The 16,636-nt window shown below is 67.1% G+C and carries 29 protein-coding genes; all 29 read left to right on the forward strand.

Features of this window, described 5'->3' with window-relative positions; genetic code table 11:
• Positions 1–483 precede the first annotated feature (483 nt).
• Positions 484–732, forward strand: a complete 249-nt coding sequence (locus MXD64_RS13800; RefSeq protein ID WP_263136600.1) for a hypothetical protein — start codon at positions 484–486, stop codon at positions 730–732.
• Positions 723–1,064: a hypothetical protein gene (locus MXD64_RS13805; RefSeq protein ID WP_263136601.1), complete on the forward strand. Its 342-nt coding sequence runs from the start codon at positions 723–725 to the stop codon at positions 1,062–1,064. Before MXD64_RS13800 ends, MXD64_RS13805 begins: the two co-directional genes overlap by 10 nt.
• Positions 1,065–1,470: 406 nt before the next feature.
• Positions 1,471–1,827 (forward strand): hypothetical protein, encoded by a 357-nt coding sequence (locus tag MXD64_RS13810; RefSeq protein ID WP_263136602.1) that lies wholly within the window; start codon positions 1,471–1,473, stop codon positions 1,825–1,827.
• On the forward strand, positions 1,824–2,174 hold the full coding sequence (locus MXD64_RS13815) for a hypothetical protein (protein WP_263136603.1): 351 nt from the start codon (positions 1,824–1,826) through the stop codon (positions 2,172–2,174). Before MXD64_RS13810 ends, MXD64_RS13815 begins: the two co-directional genes overlap by 4 nt.
• Positions 2,171–2,671 carry a single-stranded DNA-binding protein gene (locus MXD64_RS13820; RefSeq protein ID WP_263136604.1) on the forward strand — a complete coding sequence of 167 codons (501 nt, stop codon included), beginning with the start codon at positions 2,171–2,173 and terminating at the stop codon, positions 2,669–2,671. The genes MXD64_RS13815 and MXD64_RS13820 overlap by 4 nt, the downstream gene beginning before the upstream one ends.
• The gene (locus MXD64_RS13825) at positions 2,671–2,805 is read left to right on the forward strand and encodes a hypothetical protein (RefSeq protein ID WP_263136605.1); all 135 of its coding nucleotides are present in this window, start codon (positions 2,671–2,673) and stop codon (positions 2,803–2,805) included. The genes MXD64_RS13820 and MXD64_RS13825 overlap by 1 nt, the downstream gene beginning before the upstream one ends.
• Positions 2,802–3,155, forward strand: a complete 354-nt coding sequence (locus MXD64_RS13830) for a hypothetical protein (protein WP_263136606.1) — start codon at positions 2,802–2,804, stop codon at positions 3,153–3,155. The genes MXD64_RS13825 and MXD64_RS13830 overlap by 4 nt, the downstream gene beginning before the upstream one ends.
• A 91-nt stretch (positions 3,156–3,246) precedes the next feature.
• Entirely contained in the window at positions 3,247–3,624 is a 378-nt protein-coding gene (locus tag MXD64_RS13835; protein WP_263136607.1) for a hypothetical protein, read from the forward strand.
• On the forward strand, positions 3,621–3,791 hold the full coding sequence (locus MXD64_RS13840) for a hypothetical protein (RefSeq protein ID WP_263136608.1): 171 nt from the start codon (positions 3,621–3,623) through the stop codon (positions 3,789–3,791). Before MXD64_RS13835 ends, MXD64_RS13840 begins: the two co-directional genes overlap by 4 nt.
• A gap of 2 nt (positions 3,792–3,793) precedes the next feature.
• Entirely contained in the window at positions 3,794–4,717 is a 924-nt protein-coding gene (locus tag MXD64_RS13845) for a hypothetical protein (protein WP_263136609.1), read from the forward strand.
• Complete coding sequence (locus tag MXD64_RS13850) at positions 4,714–4,947, forward strand: hypothetical protein (RefSeq protein WP_263136610.1); 234 nt, start codon at positions 4,714–4,716, stop codon at positions 4,945–4,947. The genes MXD64_RS13845 and MXD64_RS13850 overlap by 4 nt, the downstream gene beginning before the upstream one ends.
• Positions 4,944–5,270 carry a hypothetical protein gene (locus MXD64_RS13855; protein ID WP_263136611.1) on the forward strand — a complete coding sequence of 109 codons (327 nt, stop codon included), beginning with the start codon at positions 4,944–4,946 and terminating at the stop codon, positions 5,268–5,270. The genes MXD64_RS13850 and MXD64_RS13855 overlap by 4 nt, the downstream gene beginning before the upstream one ends.
• A gap of 108 nt (positions 5,271–5,378) precedes the next feature.
• Entirely contained in the window at positions 5,379–5,789 is a 411-nt protein-coding gene (locus MXD64_RS13860; protein ID WP_263136612.1) for a hypothetical protein, read from the forward strand.
• A gap of 264 nt (positions 5,790–6,053) precedes the next feature.
• Positions 6,054–6,257 (forward strand): hypothetical protein, encoded by a 204-nt coding sequence (locus MXD64_RS13865; RefSeq protein WP_263136613.1) that lies wholly within the window; start codon positions 6,054–6,056, stop codon positions 6,255–6,257.
• A 446-nt stretch (positions 6,258–6,703) separates the two neighbouring features.
• Entirely contained in the window at positions 6,704–6,859 is a 156-nt protein-coding gene (locus tag MXD64_RS13870; protein WP_263136614.1) for a hypothetical protein, read from the forward strand.
• A gap of 5 nt (positions 6,860–6,864) precedes the next feature.
• Positions 6,865–7,164, forward strand: a complete 300-nt coding sequence (locus MXD64_RS13875; RefSeq protein ID WP_263136615.1) for an HNH endonuclease — start codon at positions 6,865–6,867, stop codon at positions 7,162–7,164.
• 4 nt (positions 7,165–7,168) lie between these two features.
• Positions 7,169–7,423 (forward strand): hypothetical protein, encoded by a 255-nt coding sequence (locus MXD64_RS13880; protein ID WP_263136616.1) that lies wholly within the window; start codon positions 7,169–7,171, stop codon positions 7,421–7,423.
• Between the two features lie 328 nt (positions 7,424–7,751).
• The gene (locus tag MXD64_RS13885; protein ID WP_263136617.1) at positions 7,752–8,324 is read left to right on the forward strand and encodes a hypothetical protein; all 573 of its coding nucleotides are present in this window, start codon (positions 7,752–7,754) and stop codon (positions 8,322–8,324) included.
• Between the two features lie 40 nt (positions 8,325–8,364).
• Positions 8,365–8,745 (forward strand): hypothetical protein, encoded by a 381-nt coding sequence (locus MXD64_RS13890; protein WP_263136618.1) that lies wholly within the window; start codon positions 8,365–8,367, stop codon positions 8,743–8,745.
• Positions 8,729–10,498 (forward strand): terminase, encoded by a 1,770-nt coding sequence (locus MXD64_RS13895; protein WP_263136619.1) that lies wholly within the window; start codon positions 8,729–8,731, stop codon positions 10,496–10,498. Before MXD64_RS13890 ends, MXD64_RS13895 begins: the two co-directional genes overlap by 17 nt.
• The gene (locus tag MXD64_RS13900; protein WP_263136620.1) at positions 10,498–11,826 is read left to right on the forward strand and encodes a phage portal protein; all 1,329 of its coding nucleotides are present in this window, start codon (positions 10,498–10,500) and stop codon (positions 11,824–11,826) included. Before MXD64_RS13895 ends, MXD64_RS13900 begins: the two co-directional genes overlap by 1 nt.
• Positions 11,826–12,647: a VG15 protein gene (locus MXD64_RS13905; RefSeq protein WP_263136621.1), complete on the forward strand. Its 822-nt coding sequence runs from the start codon at positions 11,826–11,828 to the stop codon at positions 12,645–12,647. The genes MXD64_RS13900 and MXD64_RS13905 overlap by 1 nt, the downstream gene beginning before the upstream one ends.
• A 55-nt stretch (positions 12,648–12,702) precedes the next feature.
• Complete coding sequence (locus MXD64_RS13910; RefSeq protein ID WP_263136622.1) at positions 12,703–13,323, forward strand: hypothetical protein; 621 nt, start codon at positions 12,703–12,705, stop codon at positions 13,321–13,323.
• Between the two features lie 51 nt (positions 13,324–13,374).
• On the forward strand, positions 13,375–14,265 hold the full coding sequence (locus MXD64_RS13915; RefSeq protein ID WP_263136623.1) for a P22 phage major capsid protein family protein: 891 nt from the start codon (positions 13,375–13,377) through the stop codon (positions 14,263–14,265).
• Positions 14,265–14,726 carry a hypothetical protein gene (locus MXD64_RS13920; protein ID WP_263136624.1) on the forward strand — a complete coding sequence of 154 codons (462 nt, stop codon included), beginning with the start codon at positions 14,265–14,267 and terminating at the stop codon, positions 14,724–14,726. Before MXD64_RS13915 ends, MXD64_RS13920 begins: the two co-directional genes overlap by 1 nt.
• Positions 14,727–14,738: 12 nt before the next feature.
• The gene (locus MXD64_RS13925) at positions 14,739–15,149 is read left to right on the forward strand and encodes a DUF6093 family protein (protein WP_263136625.1); all 411 of its coding nucleotides are present in this window, start codon (positions 14,739–14,741) and stop codon (positions 15,147–15,149) included.
• The gene (locus MXD64_RS13930; RefSeq protein ID WP_263136626.1) at positions 15,149–15,607 is read left to right on the forward strand and encodes a hypothetical protein; all 459 of its coding nucleotides are present in this window, start codon (positions 15,149–15,151) and stop codon (positions 15,605–15,607) included. The genes MXD64_RS13925 and MXD64_RS13930 overlap by 1 nt, the downstream gene beginning before the upstream one ends.
• On the forward strand, positions 15,604–16,029 hold the full coding sequence (gp17, locus tag MXD64_RS13935) for a tail completion protein gp17 (protein ID WP_263136627.1): 426 nt from the start codon (positions 15,604–15,606) through the stop codon (positions 16,027–16,029). The genes MXD64_RS13930 and gp17 overlap by 4 nt, the downstream gene beginning before the upstream one ends.
• A gap of 81 nt (positions 16,030–16,110) precedes the next feature.
• On the forward strand, positions 16,111–16,626 hold the full coding sequence (locus MXD64_RS13940) for a phage tail tube protein (protein WP_263136628.1): 516 nt from the start codon (positions 16,111–16,113) through the stop codon (positions 16,624–16,626).
• Positions 16,627–16,636: the final 10 nt, after the last annotated feature.

Raw genomic sequence — 16,636 nt, forward strand, 5'->3', positions numbered from 1 at the left:
GTGGACGATGGATTCTGGTCCCACCCGAAGACACTGCAGCTCTCTGATGGCGCTCAAGCGTTGTGGATGCGGGCCGGTTCATGGTCGATGCATCACCTCACCGACGGCGTGATTCCCGCATATGCGCTCCCACTTCTGCGCGCAAAGCCCCGGTTTGTGAACGAACTCGTGGCGGTTTCGCTGTGGTTTTCAGACGAAGACGCGTACCGATTCCATGACTGGGATCGGTACCAGCCGACACGTGAACAGGTTGAGGCTGATCGTGATGCTGCTGCCGAAAGGAAGCGTAGGTCACGGGAGAAGTCACGGCGTGACAGGTCCGGGACGGACGGGCGGAGTTCGGACGACGCCGCGGTCCCCCCATCCCAACCCATCCCAACCCATCCCACTTCTACCTCTAACGAGGTAGAAGAAGACCGTCCGCGCAAGCGCGGATCACGGCTCAACTCGGATTGGGTTCCTGACCGATCAACGATCGAGAAGATGCAATCCGAAGCGCCGGGAATCGACTTCCAGGCCGAGCATCCATCGTTCGTCGACTACTGGATCGCACAACCCGGGCAGAAGGGCGTCAAGACGGACTGGGACGCGACCTGGCGCAACTGGATGCGCCGTGTGGCGAAGGAGTCGAAGGGCCCAGCGTCGCGGCCGTCCGCAGCTCAGCGGGCTTCATCTCTCGTCGGCACGTTCGGCGACGACCAACCCGCATTGGAGGCGGACGGATGGACCTGAACGACACCGCGAAACTGCTCACCGTCATCGCGGCGTACGACAACCGGAACGTGCAACGCGAGACCGTCGTCGTCTGGCAGCAGGCACTCGCGCACCTCACGCTCGACGTCGCACAGGAAGCCGTGGTCCTCCACTTCACGGAGTCGACGGAGTACCTGAAGCCGGGACACGTCAACGCTGCAGCACGACGGATCATCGACCGCCGCGAACGGCAGCAGCGGATGTCACGGCCCGCGTTGGAACCGGCCGCGGTGACACTCGACCGGGCAGCGCATGAAGCCGAGTTCCAGGAAGCGCTCGCCAAGCACCGGAAGGAACGAGCAGATGGATGACAAAGAGCCAGTTGTCGCGCGTGTAGGCGACAGCATTACCTGCCCCGGTTGCAAGGAGCGCGTGACGCTGGACTGGGCCGATGGGTGGCGCAACGACAACGGATTCACGTGTTGGCCCTACCGCACGACACATAGCGACCACATCGAGACGATCACGGTGCGGCAATGACAGGCAAAACGCGTGTCCCTGTACAGATCACCTCATGGCCGGGTAAGCCGACATCGGGCCGGTTCGTGTACCCAGGGCGCGAGTCCGGCGTCTGGTATTGGCAGTGCGACCTGCACAGCGAAGACCCGGTCCTGGATGACCAGTGGGGCATGACGGACACATGGGCTGCAGCGATGTCCGGCGCACTCACGCACGCCACAGCTTGCCCGTTCGTCGCTGTACCAGCAGGTGGCCCGCGTGAACGATGACGCCTGGTCGAATTTCATCGCATCCATCAACCCGGTTGAACTCGAGGCGGAACGGTACCGGCCGCCTGGCCCCGAGGAACGCCCCGGATCCACCACCGACCTGCGGATGAAGGCCGCGCACCAGTTCCTCGCCGACGACTACTGGGCCCGCGTCCGGTCAGGTCACGCACCGCCGCTCCCGGACGACGAGTGGTTGGTACGTCGGGCAGCGCAGAACGCCGACGCGGACGCCGAGATTGCGCGCCGCGGCTACGGCCAGCCGGCAGCAGACGACGACATCGAGGCGGCCATCCGGTCGTACTCGCAGAGACAAGCGGCAACCGCCGCAGAACGGAACGCAGCATGAGCAAGCGCATCGAGCCTGCACTGCAACTGGGACAGCACGTCCAGTTCAGCCACACCCTCAAGCGGCTCCGCGAGAAGCGAGAGGACACCCGCACTGGCTCCAGCAGGAACGTGTCCGGGTACGCACAGTGGCGATTCTGGCGTCCGCAGGCCGCCGCTGTCGACAACGGGGTGATCGTCGGCAAGCGCACGCTGTCGAACGGCTGGTACGAGAACGGCGGATACGAGGATCCCGCGTACCTCCACAGCATCGACTTCTTCCCCGTGTACCTCGTCGCTTTCGACATGAACCAGAACCCCGCGTACGTGCTCCCCGAGCACATCACCGCCGAGGAGGCATCCGTATGAGCGGCGAGACCGTCATCACAGTCGTCGGCAACCTGACCGCCGATCCGGAGCTCAGGTACACGCAGAACGGGCTCGCGGTCGCGGGCTTCACGATCGCGTCGACCCCGAAGGTGTTCGACAAGCAGGCGAACGAGTGGAAGGACGGCGACGCCCTCTTCCTCCGCGCGTCCGTGTGGCGTGACTTCGCGGAACACGTCGCCGGCTCGCTGACGAAGGGATCCCGTGTCATCGCGCAGGGTCGCCTCCGTCAGCGGTCCTACCAGGACCGGGAAGGCCAGCAGCGGACCAGCATCGAGCTCGAGGTCGACGAGATCGGCCCGTCGCTGCGGTTCGCGACCGCCACGGTGACCCGATCGCAGGGCGGCCAGCGTGGCCAGGGAGCGCCGAACACGGCTCCCGCGCCCGCCAAGCCGACCGAAACATGGAACGCACTGCAAGCAGGCGCACAGGACGCATGGTCCACCGCGCCGATCAGTGACCAGGAGACCCCGTTCTGATGGCTGACATCACAGCAGCAACCCGCCGCCGCCTAGACGCGCTACTCCGCATGCTCACCGACTCCGGCGACATCACACCCCACGGCGTCCACATCATCGAACACACCCTCAACGAAGAAGGGATCACCACATGAGCACGTACTGGTACTTCGAGTGCCTGGACCACACGCCAGCGCTGCAGTCGGCCGACGAGTTCACGCAGCACACCGACGACGGCGCGTACCGAGCGGGTGTCGAGCTCGCGCAGCAGCGCCCGGTCGACGCCGACGACTACTCGACCGGCACTGGGCACTTCGAGGGCAACGCACGCTCGTTCCTCGTTCAGCACCCGTCCTGCAGCCTCGGACTGGTCAACGAGTACGGCGAACGACGCGCGCTCCCGGGCCTACAGACGCCGAGCATCGCCGACATGGCACCGGGGACGACGTTCACGGCCTCGGAAGTGTCGATCCGCGACGTGACTCCACCCACCCCGACCACGTGACACCCACCCCGAACAACCAACCCACCCCACCACGGCGAGCCCTCCGACAACGGAGAGCTCGCCGTGGTCGTTCCCAGAGGAGGAACACGAGATGACCGACACCGCCATCGACGCCCACGTCAGCCGATTGGTTCTCGAGGAGCGCTCCCGCCAGGACGCCCGGTGGGGCGAGCCGAAGGACCTGCCGAACGGAACCGGCCCCCGCTGGTACCCGATCAAGGGCATCCACGACGACTACTCGATCAGCGAGGACAACCAAGCCGCTGAGATCGCCGACTGGGCAAAGAGTGAGTGCGACCTCGCCACTGCGGCAGGGGACGTGACCTACCGCCACATCCTCGTAGAGGAGCACTTCGAGGCTCTGGCTGAGGACGACCCAGAGAAGCTCTTCGACGAGCTGATCCAGGTGTCCGCGGTCGCGCAGAAGTGGTGCCGGGCACTGATCGAGCACCAGGGGGTGCAGCGATGACCGGCGGCGTCACGATCTGCTCGATGGAGTCAGGGTCCGGTTGCCCCGGCTCCGACGGCGGCCCGCACTACTTCGCGCACATCGGCCCGACGAAGGACACCCGCATCTGCATCGACTGCGGCGTGGACGAACCAGAAACCAGCGGCAAGCGCCGCGGGAAGGAATAGCCATGACCGACACAATCACCACAGCGCGGCCCCTGGACGCCGACGTGAGCGTCGATCCCACCGTCCTGCTGTCCCTGTCGGCACTACGAGCACGCAAGCGGCTCCACGAGGCTCCTGGGCTCGTCGCGTACGTGCGCACCCTCATGGTCCCCGCCGGTGCGCAACGCAGCGATGGGCAGCCCCGAGGCGGGTCGAAGGAACCACCCGCACCGTTCCGCATCGACGCTGTTGACGAGTCCGACTCCGTGTACGCGCAACTGCTCAACTGGATCGGCTACTGGTCCGTCGAACTCGTCATCCCGGCACCCGTCACCGCGACGTACGCCTGGTCCAACGAACGCGAAGTGCAAGGCTTCCGCGCCGGCGTCACCGCGGAAGGTGCCGGGCTCCTCGTGCAGAACCTCACCACATGGCTGCTCCTGCACCAGGACAATATCCTCCGCCACCAGCAAGCCGGCGAATACTTCACCGACGTGTCGCAGATCATCCGCGACCTGCACGGCAAGTTCCCCCGCACCAGTCGAGGGATGCGCCCCGTGCTGCCCCGCCCCTGCCCGCTGTGCGACGAACCCGAGATGGGCGTCGACTGGTCATCTGACCAACTCGACGACTTCACCCTCACCTGCAACCACTGCGGATACGAAGGCGACACTGCTGCGCTGCTCCGAGACAGAGACGTTCGACGCATCCTCGGCGACATGCGCGTCGAGTACGCACCCGAACCGTCCGAGTGGTGGACGAAGAAGCAAGCCGCCAGTGAGTTGCGCATCACACCGCAGACGCTGAACCGGTACATCCAACACGACCACCTGCCCACGCAAACCGCGGACGGCATCGTGTACGTCAACGCCGACGAGCTCCGAGGGCTCTGGCGTCAGAAGCGCATCCGGGACCACGAACACCGAGCAGAGAAGAGCACACCATGACCGCCCCCACCCCGGAGCAGTACGAGAACCTGGCCGAAGCCGTGGACATGCCCGACACGTGCAACGAGGGCATCACGTTCCACGGCATGTACGAACCATGCGATGTCGTCGCAGTGGCTGTACGCATCGACCCCGACCAGCGCACCGCATACCCGGTGTGTGCGAAGCACTGTCGCGGCGAACTCGTTCCCCTTTCGGCAGTCGTATCGACGGCGAAGGAGCTGGCATGACCCCGGAGCAGATGCGCGCGCTGGCAGACGATGCCGAAAAGCTGCAAGGCGACAGTGACTACGACTACGTGTTCGTCACGGACGTGATGACCGCTCTCCGCGCCGCCGCCGACCAACTCGAAGCGGTGCGGGCCGAGTTGTTCGGTGTGCTCAGCAGCACTGAGGACATGCCTGCTAACGCGTATCGACGTCTGTATGAGTTGCACGCCATCCTCACCGCCGACATCGCACCCCACTCCGACCGAATCGAAGACGTGATGCAGCGCAACTGGAACCGACGCTACGGAGCCGACACCGCACCCCAGGAGGACCGTGATGAGTGACCGCAAGAAATTGGCAGAAAGTCCCGTGTTCGCACTCGGGCTGGTTGCGCTCGTATGGGTCGTCATCTGCGGACTCGCGCAAGCTGCCGCCGAAGTGTGGGGTGCTTCATGACTGACCCGGTGGACACGGACGCGCTGCGAGGCGACGGCGAGACGATGAGGCGGTCCGCTGACGTACTCGACGCAATCTCCGACATCGGCCCACAGCAACGAGCGCGAGCCGAACGCATCATTGCCGCCGCTGACGAGGTGGACCGGTTGCGGAAGGAGCTCGCGAAAAACGATCCGTCGTTCTGGCAGGAACAGTCAGACACCTGGAAGCGGCTCGCGAACGATGAACGCGCCATCACCGACCGGTTGAGTGCCGTGATCGCCGCTCAGCAGCACGACGACCTCTGCGCCGTCTGGGACCTGAACGGCGGGACCAGCGACGAGGGCTGCACCTGCTGGAAGGCGGACGCGCCACCCGACGCCACGCCGATCCGCATAGATGCGCGGATGTTCAAACCGTGCCTATAATGACCGTGACATCGCATGCCCGCCCGGTAGAACCGGCGGGCATTTTGCGTATCCGGGAGCAGGCCAAGAGCCACCCGGATGCTGAGCGAGGCTGGCAGATGCGCCGCCCGCGACAATCAAGGCCGCCAGGGATGGCGCACTGACGCGTCGTCGCGTCCAGGCCTGAACGGCGACCGGACTAGCCCACCGTCAGCGGGGCCCCACCAGCTACCTGGCGCGATGCCAGGTTGCCCCGCGTGATGCGGGCTAGCGAAAGGGGTCAATATGCCCAAGGAAACCTTCTACGGACCGACCGGCACCGAACCCGCCCTGACCATCACCTGGTGGGGAGGCGGGGTCAACAGCGAGTTCATCGAACAGGACGAGCCGGTCCTGATCAACGGCGTGAGCTACGACCGGTCAGGACTGAACCGGCTGATCCGCACGTTCCGACGAGCACGCGACCAGGCCTACGGGTCCGACGAGTAACACTTCCCGGTCGCCGGGAACCACGCCGGCAGGCTGCCGGACCACCCACCCGGTCTGTACTGCTCCCGGGTCACCAAAGAGCGGTTCGACTTCCCCGGCCCGCAGACACGCACCTCATCGTCTTGCTGCGTCGAGCTCGGGGATCCCCTTCCGCATCGAGTCCATTCGGGTTGGCGCTCGATGCGGGACCACTCAGGCCGAGACCCCCGAGGTTAGCCGCGCTGGCATGCGGAGCCCGGACGAGGACGGCCGACCACGTCAACCAGGAGCGTCAACGTGGACGACCCCGGCATCAGCGCACACCGAACCCGATCCAACCGCGCACCCGAACCCATCGGCTACGACAACCACGGCGCACCCATCTACCCCTGGCAAGTCAACACACCAGCACCACTCATCGCCGCAGTCGAAGCCGTGTACGACGCACTCGAAGACAGGAGCTGAGCGTGAAGCTCTCCGAGATCCGCGCGCTGCTCAAGGCCAACGGGTACAAGACCACCGCTGAGGTCGATCGATTCGACGTCAAGCGAACGGCAGGCAAGGTCATCGGCGTCGACGTCATGCTGACCGACGGCACCGTCGCGTACCTGCCGGTCGAGTAGCCGTCATGCCGTGGTCCACCAGCGACCGCCGCTTCCGTCTCCCGCGCAACTGGCCACAGCTCAAGAAGCAGGTCAAGGCCAGGGCTGAGGGCAAGTGCGAAGCGTCGCCCCACGATCGTCGCTGTGACGGCATCGGCACCGACTGCGACCACGTCGTGCAAGGCGACGACCACAGCATCGACAACCTGCAATGGCTGTCCGGACCATGCCACCGAGCGAAGACCGCACGCGAGTCCGCCGACCGCAACCGTGATCGTGCTGAGCTTCGGCACCGTCCCACCGAACGACACCCCGGAAGGAAGTAGCCCGATGGCTGCACCACGCAAGACCACCCAGCCCGTCAACACCGAGAGCGGCGACAACACCACGCCGATGACCGACGAGGAGAAGGCGCAGGCGATCGAGCGGTTCAACCTCGTCGCACCGTCGACCACCGAAGAGGTGACGCTCAGCAAGGAAGTCGGCGGTCACAAGTCGGGTGCCACCATCACCGTCACCCCCGGTGCGGCCGAGTACCTGCGCCAGCAGGGCTACGTCGACAGCGAGGGCGACGACGAGGACTAGCCCTCGGCCGCCTCGGGTCGGTAGGATGGCGCACAGGTCGAAGTGCACGAGCCCCCTCACAGGTCACTCGAAGCGCTCCCTGTGCCCCATCTGCCGCCTCTCTGAGCAGGGGTGGGGGGTACTCCCCTCGCGGAGTTGGCGCAAACCGCCGGATAGCAATTCTCGTCCTGCGTGCGCCGCTTCTCTGTTTTTCGCGACGGAAAAGCCCCGGTCAGAGCCGAAATGGCCCCGAAACTAGCCCCCGACCGGACCCGATCGAGCCTCGGCTCGGGTGCACTCCTTCCGCTTACTTCCGCCATTTATCCGTTTCATCGGGTAGAATCGGAGCATGGTGATCACCGGGTGCGAGGAGTGCGGCGCTTCGCTGCGACTGCTGCGCGAGGGTGCCCGTTTCTGCGGGTCAAAGTGCCGTCTTCGGGCACATCGGCGGGCCAAGAGCGCCGGTGAACTGCCGGCGGAGATGAAGCAGCAGCACCGCTTCGTCCGCTTCACCAGCACCAAGCGACCCATCACCGTCACCGGCCGCGCGGCATCGTCAACGAACGCCGCAACCTGGTCAACACACGCCGAGGCGGCAGCCTCCGCCAAGGGTGAGGGCATCGGCTTCGTCCTCGGTGCGGGCATCGGCTGCATCGACCTCGACCACTGCATCACCGACGGTGGTCTCGCTCCCTGGGCGCAGGAAGTCGTGGATGCCAACCCCGGCACCTACATCGAGGTGTCCCGGTCCGGTCACGGACTCCACATCTTCGGCCGCCTCGACGAGGCCGCCGGCCGCAACTTCCGCGATGGTCAGCGCGCGATCGAGTTCTACTCGACCGGCCGCTACATCGCACTCACGGGCAACCGCTTCGGCACCGCCCCGCTGCGTCTCGCCGCACTCCGCGTGCCGACGCTGTAGCCCGCGCCCTGGTGGCGCACACGCGTCCCCGGAGGGCACCATGACCGCACCAGCCAAGCCTGCCGTGCCCCGCAGTCTCAAGACTGCCGGCCGGAAGCTCTGGAAGGAGACGGTCGCGGTCTACGATCTCCGCCAGGACGAACTCGAGGTGCTCCGCTCTGCGTGCGCCGAAGCGGACCTCATCGTGAAGATGGAGGGTGAGCTCGACGGGCAGCCGATGGTCGTCTCTGGGTCGATGGGGCAGATGGTCACGCACCCGTTACTCCCCGAGCTGCGTCAGCACCGTGCCACGCAGGCGTCCCTCCTCCGCGCGCTGAAGCTCCCTGACCTCGACGTCCCCGCGGGGGCGGAGTCGGCACCGAACCAGAACCGTGCTGCGGCGAACTCGCGATGGGCCGTGCCGTATGGCACGACCGCGTAACGCCGCCGCCCAGCTGACCACCGAGACCAGCGAGTACCGAGAGATCGAGGCTTGGTACCGCGACATGCTCGAGCGGACCCCGCCGCCGGCGGACCTCGACTGGGAGCCTACGAAGATCGGGCCGACCTGGGACTGGACCGACAGCGGCTGGTCGTTGCCGCCGGTGACGCTCGGCTGGGAGTTCCTGTCCTGGTGTGGCGTGTGGCTGCGCGGCAAGAAGGGCCCGTGGCAGTACACGCCTGAGCAGGCTCGGTTCCTGCTCTGGTTCTTCGCCCTCGATGAGCAGGGCGAGTTCAGCTACCACTCCGCTGTGCTGCAGCGCCTCAAGGGCTGGGGCAAGGACCCCGTCGCCGCAACGCTCGGCGTCGGACATCTCTTCGGCCCGACGCTGTTCGACCGGTGGGAGGGCGACCGACCGATCGGCCGCGAGAACCCCAACGCGTGGGTGCAGATGGTCGCCGTCTCGCAGCAGCAGACGCAGAACACGATGAAGCTGTTCCCGTCGCTGATCAGCGCCGAAGCGCGTCGCCGCTATGGGGTCCAGGTCGGCCGGCAGAACGTCTGGGGCATGGGCGACACCCGCCAGATCGAAGCGGTCACCGCGTCGGTCATGGCGATCGAAGGTGGCCGTCCTTCGCTCATCGTCCGGAACGAGACGCAGAACTGGAACAGCTCGAACGGCGGCCACGCGATGGCCGGCGCAATCGAGGGCAACGCGGCGAAGTCGGAAGTTGGCTCGCCTGCCCGCATGCTGGACATCTGCAACGCGTACCGACCCGGTGAGGACTCGGTCGGACAGCGCGCCCGCGAGGCGTATGAGCAGACCGTTGGCGAGAACGCATCGTTCGAGGACTTCGGTGTCCTGTACGACTCGCTCGAAGCCCCGCCAGAAGCGCCGCTCACCCTCGACGCCGCTCCCTCGGTCGTCAAGGCTGTTCGCGGTGACGCGGTCTGGCTCGACGCCGAAGGGCGCATCAAGAAGTCGATCGCGAACCCGGCGAACACCCCAAGCGAGTCCCGGCGCAAGTGGTACAACCAGATCGTCGCAGCCGAGGACGCATGGACAGAGCCGGCGGAGTTCGACCCACTCGGCGACCCGGAAGTGGTCGTCGAGCATGGCGACGAGGTCGTGCTGTTCCTCGACTGCTCGAAGTCCGACGACGCGACTGCGCTCGTCGGATGCCGCATGACCGACGGGCACGTGTTCACGGTCGGCATGTGGCAGCGCCCGCCCGGCAAGCGTGGTGACGGCTGGCTGACTCCCCGCGAGGACGTCGACGCGAAGGTGCAGTTCGCCTTCGATCGGTACCGGGTGATCGGCTTCTTCGGAGACCCCTCGCACACGCTCGACGACGAAACGATGGACCGCTACTGGGACCCGCTGTTCGACGTCTGGCACCAGCGGTACCGGCAGCAGCTGCGCCACTGGGCCTCCGGCACCGCCGGCGGCAAGGGGCACTCGGTCATGTGGGACATGTCCGCCCGCGACAACTCCCGCGACTTCGCCTCCGCCGTCGCGTTCACCCTCGAGGAGATCCGGTCGGCGACGTTCACTCATGACGCCGACGCCCGCCTCCGCCGACACGTCCTCAACGCTCGCCGCTACCCCGTACAGGGGTACGTGTCGATCGCGAAGGACGGCCGCGAGTCCAAGAACAAGATCGACCTCGCCGTGTGCATGGTCGGTGCCCGCATGGTGCGGCGACGCATCCTCAACAGCTCGAACCAGAAGAGAGGCGGACAGGTATGGTGATGGCCCCCGCCAGCGTCGTCGAACTCGCGCAGGGCACCCTCATCCCGGGTGCTCAGCTCGAGTGGCAGCGACTCAAGACCCTCGACGACTGGCTCCGCTGGTCTCCCGAGCAGGTGTCGCTGCCGAACCAGGCGAACAAGGAGCACAAGGAGCTCCGCGACATCTCCGAGACCCCGTGGCTGTCCCTCGTCGTCACCACCGTCGCGCAGCAGCTCGTGGCCGAGTCCGCGCGGTCCACCACGGGCCGCAGTCTCGAGGCGTTCTGGACGCCGTGGCAGAACAACCGCATGCCGTCCCGACAGCGGGCCGTCCACCGTGCCGCGCTCGGCTACGGGTACGCCTACACCACGGTCATGCCCGGCGTCCTCGACGCTGAGAAGGGCAATCAGCAGGCAGCTGTCATTCGTGGCCGCTCCCCTCGGGACATGTACGCGGTGTACCAGGACCCGGTCGAGGACGAGTACCCGATGTACTACCTGCGCAAGCGGGGCGCGCACTGGATCGTCGTCGACGAGGAAGCGGTCTACACGCTCGGCCAGGAGAACACCGGCCTCACCTTCATCGACTACCAGGTGCACGACGTCGGCGTCGCCCCCGCGATCCGCTACTCCAACCAGATCGACCTCGAGGGACGCACCCCAGGTGAGGTCGAGCCGTTCATCAACCTGGCGAAGCGCATCAACAAGGACAGCTTCGACCGGATGACGGCGCAGCACTACAACTCGTGGAAGGTGCGCACCGCCACCGGCCTCGAGGACCCGAAGACGCCGGAAGAAGCCGCCCAACGGAAGCTGGTACTCCGCCAGAACGACATCCTCACCGGCGGGACGGGCGTGGAGTTCGGCACGCTCGACGAGACGAAGCCCGACGGGCTCATCGCCTCCGAGGAACGCGACATCGCCACCCTCGCTGCGGTCTCGCAGACGCCGACGCACTCGCTCACTGGCGACATGATCAACCTCTCCGCGGACGCCATCACCGAAGCCCGCGCGATGCTCGATATGAAGGCCAGCGAGCGGAAGGTCGGCTTCGGCGACTCCCACGCCCAGACGCTGCGGCTCGCCGCACACGTCGAGGGTCGTGCGGACGACGCGGCCGACTTCTCGGTCGTCGTCGACTGGACGGACTTCCAGTCCCGGTCCATGGCTCAGGCCGCCGATGCCCTCGGCAAGCTCGCCACCCAGCTCGGGATCCCACCGGAGAAGCTCTGGGACCGCATCCCAGGAGTCACGCCAGACATCGCTGATTCCTGGATCCGGTACAAGCAGGAGAACCCGTCCGCTGAGGCACAGATCGCCCAGGCGCTTCGAGCGCAGGGCGGAAGCTGATGGCGCTGACGGCGGAAGGGGTCGCACTCACCGAAGCGAACCGCCGCCGTCAGCTCGCCATTGCCGCGCGCGCCGCGTCGGTCGGCATGGTCCTCTGGAACGACCTTGACCCGGCGGACCTCGACAGCTCTGGTATCCGGTGGCTTGCAGAGAACGTTGCCCTCGCGAACCAGTTCCAGGCGCAGTCCGCCACGGCGACCGCGGCGTACATCGACCGCTACCGAGACGCTGAGGGCGTTCTTGGTGCTGGACCGGTGCTCATGCCGACCTTCGACGCTGCACTGACCGCGCAGATCCTCCTCGTCGCTGGGCCTCTCCGGGTGAAGAACCTGGTCGGTGCCGGAATGAGCGGATCCGCGGCCCTTGCCTGGGCGAAGAACGGCTACGGCGGCATGCTGCGCCGGCAGGTGCTGATGGGCGGCCGCGAGACGGTCGACCTGACCACCGGTCAGGACCAGCAGGCGGTCGGCTGGCGACGCGTCTCTGATGGCGACCCCTGCACTTTCTGCGCAATGCTGTGCGGCCGCGGACCCGTGTACCGGTCCTCCGGCACGGCGAATGGCTCTGTCGAACGCGCCAGCCGCGGCGGCGGCACCGGCATGCACTTCCACGCCCATTGCGGCTGCACCTCCGAGATCGTCTACGGCTCCTGGCAGCCGAACGAACAGGAGCAGGGCTTCATCGATGCGTACGACCGCGCCGCGAAGCAAGCCACCGCCGCCGGCGAAGCGCGCACTCAAGAATCGGTCCTGCCACGAATGCGCGCGAACAGCACCTTCCGCGATTCGCCAGCGATCCGCAATCAGACCACCCAGCCCTGATCAGGGCTGGGTACCGCTGCCCTGGTGGCAGCCCGACCGCCCCAGGAGGGCACGCATGAAGAGCACCACCGGAACGACGCTCGCCCCGTGCACGATCGACGGCCTGGCCCGCATCGGCCAGTCCCCGTTCGAGCTGCGCGGCATCCGGTTCATCGACGGCGACGAGGGCGCGAAGCCCGGCGACCCCGCGGATCCTGCGGACCCGGCGGACCCCGCGGATCCTGCAGACCCGGCCGAACCGGCCGACCCGAAGGATCCCGAGGACCCGGACGAGAAGGGCGACAAGTTCGACTCCGACAAGGCGCTCGGCAAGATCCGCAAGCTCAACTCGGAGGCCAAGAACCTCCGTGACCGAGCGACGAAGGCGGAGCAGGCAGCCGAGGCGAACAAGGACAGCGCTCAGAAGGTAACGACCCTGGAGGCCGAGAACCTCAAGCTGCGTGTCGCCGTCAAGCACGGCCTGCCCGAGTCCCTGATGAAGCGCCTCTCCGGCACCACCGAGGAGGAGCTCCTGCAGGACGCCGAGGAGCTGCTGGAGATGTTCGGCAAGGACGGCGGCCGCCCGCCGTCGGGCCAGCCGCGCGAGCAGCTGCGCCCCGGCAGCGGCAACAGCAACGACGCCGGCGACCCGACCGCGGACCTCGACAAGTTCGCCGCGGACGCCTTCCGCCGGTAACCACGCACCCACCCCGGGCGGCGTGACCAACACCACCAGAAAGGGGCCATCGTGGCCAACACCCTCTACACCCCGGAGCAGGCCGCCCGCGCCACGCTGGCGTCCCTGCGCTACCTGACGCTGCTGCCCCGCACCGTCCGGCAGGACTTCTCCCAGGAGTTCGTCGCAGGCGTCGGGCAGACCGTCAACGTCCTCGGCCCGGTCACCGCCGGCAAGGCGAAGGTCTACACCAAGGCCAACCGCACCGCCCGCGACGCGATCCAGTTCAACGACCTCGACCAGAAGTGGTTCCCGGTCACCCTCGAGAACCAGGTCTACAACGCCGTCCGTCTGCCGGACGACTTCGCGACCTTCACCCTCAAGGACCTCACCCAGCAGGTCCTCATCCCGCAGGCCGAGTCCGTCGTCGACGAGCTCGCGGCCCCGCTCGTGGCGGAAATGGTCGCCATCGCCACCGACGCCGCGATCCCGACGGTCGCGCAGGACGGGTCCAACTTCCGCACCGCGCTGATCAAGGCCCGCCAGGTCCTCAACGACCGGAAGGTGCCGGCGGCGAACCGCACCTTCGCCGTCGGCCCGGGCATGGAGGCCGCCGCGCTGCAGGACGAGCTCCTGCAGAAGGTCAACGAGTCCGGCTCCGGGGACACCCTCCGGAACGCGACCATCGGCCGCCTGTTCGGCTTCGAGATCGTCGCTGACCCGACCCTGCCGGACGACTTCGGCATCGGCTACCACAAGGACGCGTTCGCTCACGTGACGCGCCCCTCGCGGCAGCCGGAGGGAGCGGCGAAGTCCGCCACCGTCGCGCAGGACGGCTACTCCCTGCGCTGGATCCAGCACTACAACCCGCTGCAGCTCGAGGACCAGTCGGTCGTGGACACCTTCTACGGTGCCAAGACCCTCGACGCCAAGCGGGCTGTCTCGGCGACCCTGGCCGCCTAATGGGGACCCCGGCGACTCTCGCCGGGGTCTCCGACCTCGGCGACTGGCTCAACGAGACGATCGCCGAGGGCACCGCCGACGCCAAGCGCGCCGCGCTCTGCCTCCGCCTCGCGTCCTCCCTGGTCCGCAACGAGACCGGGAGGACGTGGGCGAAGGAGGACGGCACCCTCGTCGACGACATCCCCGACGACGTGCAACTGGTCACGCTGTACTGCGCCGGCCGTGTGTACGACAACCGCGAAGCGCAGACCACCGGCGGCATCGACGACGCCACCGACGGGTGGAAGGTCGACGAGGCCGGCGCATACCTCACCGCATCAGAACGTCGTCTACTCGCCGCCCACCGCGCCGGGCAGGCTTTCGGCGGACTCGGCACGGTGAGCACCACCCGAGAAGCAGCACCCGCTGCTCCCGGACGGGTACCGACCCCCACACCTGGCGTCGAGTTCCCCTGGTACTGAACGGAGCCCGCTGTGCGCACGACACGGATGACCAAGCGCGGCCGCAAGATGGCCGAAGACCGCATGCATTCCACCTGCCGCGTACAGCGGGCCTCCGGCGACCCCGTCAAGGGCCCCGACGGGGAACTGCACACGCCCCTCGTGACGATCTACGAGGGCAAGTGCCGCCTCCGCAGCAACTCCGCCGTCACCTCCGACATCGACGCCGCCGGACAACTCCTCACCGGGCAGGCATCCGTCCTGTCGCTGCCCGTCGCCACCTCCACCGAGATCCGCATCGGCGACCTTGCACTCTTCATCCCCTCGGCCGACCCCGGCGACGACCTCGACCCTGCACTGCTCGGCAAGACCGTCCGCGTGACCGGCCTGCACTTCGACACCGACGCCACCGCCCGCCGGCTGCCCGTCCAGATGGTCTCCTGATGGGCAACGGCATCACGATGGACGACAGTGCCATCCACGACCTCGCGGCAGCCCTCGGCGAAGTGGCCTCCTCTGCTGGGCTGTACGTCCGCGACGCCGTCGAGACCACCGCGATCGACGTCCGCGACGACTGGCGGGAAGCCGCATCAGGCATCAAGGGGATGGCGTCGTACCCGGACTCGATCGGCTACGACTTCACCAGCTTTCAGGGCTTCGGCTCCACGGTCCTCAGCTGTGAAATCGGCCCGGACAAGAACCGCCGGCAGGGCGCGCTCGGGAATATCGTCGAGTACGGCTCCCCGAAGTTCGCGCCCCGCCATTACGGCGACTCCGCCCTGGAAGCGCACTCCGAGCAGTTCGAGGAGCTCCTCGTCGCGGCGCTCGAGAAAGCCGAGCGCGCTCTGACCTTCGGCGGCATCGTTCGTTCCATCGCCTCTGGGAGGAACACGATCCTATGAGCCGCTCCGCACACGTCGACGCTGTCCTCGGCCACCTCCGCGAGCACCCCGACCTCACCCCACGGGTGTTCCAGGGAAACGCGACGAAGGACCCCGCCGGCAAGCCCCGCACCCGGTACGTGACCGCTTGGGTCGGCACGCCTCGGCGTACCGAAGCGCGCTACGGAGGACGTCAGGACCTCGAGCGGTATCGGTTCACCCTGCACGCCACATCGATCGACCCGAAGGACGCCGGCGAGCTCGACGACGCAATCACCGCGCAGCTGCTCGGCTGGACGCCGACGATCGCCGGACGCACCTGCCGGCCGATGCGAACCGACGACGAGTCCGCCGAGATGCAGTACGACGCCGACCTCGACCCACCGCTCTACTGGATCCCTTCCACCTGGGAACTGGTGACCGAACCCGAAGCCTCCGCCTGACGCGGGGGCTTTCTTCATTCCACCCGCGCCGCGGGTCATGCCGCCGGGCAACCGGCATCCCCAACAGAGCAAGGAGCTCGAATGCCCCCCACCACTGACCCCCGCCCGGCGTCCATCGCATCCGACGGCCGCCACAAGATCACGTTCGTCCCGGCTCCCACGGACGGGAGCACGGTCAACCCGCTCTCGGCCGCCGTGCTGAAGGCGACGACGGCGATCAACATGACGTACTCGTTCACCCCGGACGGCTTCGACCACGGCACCACGCAGGCGACCGTCGAGGACAAGCGGTACACGCTGCCGCAGGACCTGTCTCGGCCGGGCAAGGAGACCGACACCCTCACGAACAAGTACGTCGACTCGACCGACCCGAAGTCGGCCGCGGTGCTGCTGCCGAAGGACACCGCGGGCTGGTTCGTGCGCCGCAAGGGCATCAGCAACGAGGTCGACTGGGCGGCCGGCCAGACGGTCACTGTCATCCCGTTCATCGCCGGTACGCAGCGTGAGGCTGCCCCCACCGAGAACGGCGTCGACCTCATCGAGCAGACGCAGTTCATCAACGACGTCGTCCAGCGGCGCGTCAAGACCGTCGCCTGACGGTCTTCCC

This window comes from Curtobacterium sp. Arg-1, assembly GCF_025643395.1.
In the GTDB taxonomy this organism is placed as follows: domain Bacteria; phylum Actinomycetota; class Actinomycetes; order Actinomycetales; family Microbacteriaceae; genus Curtobacterium; species Curtobacterium poinsettiae.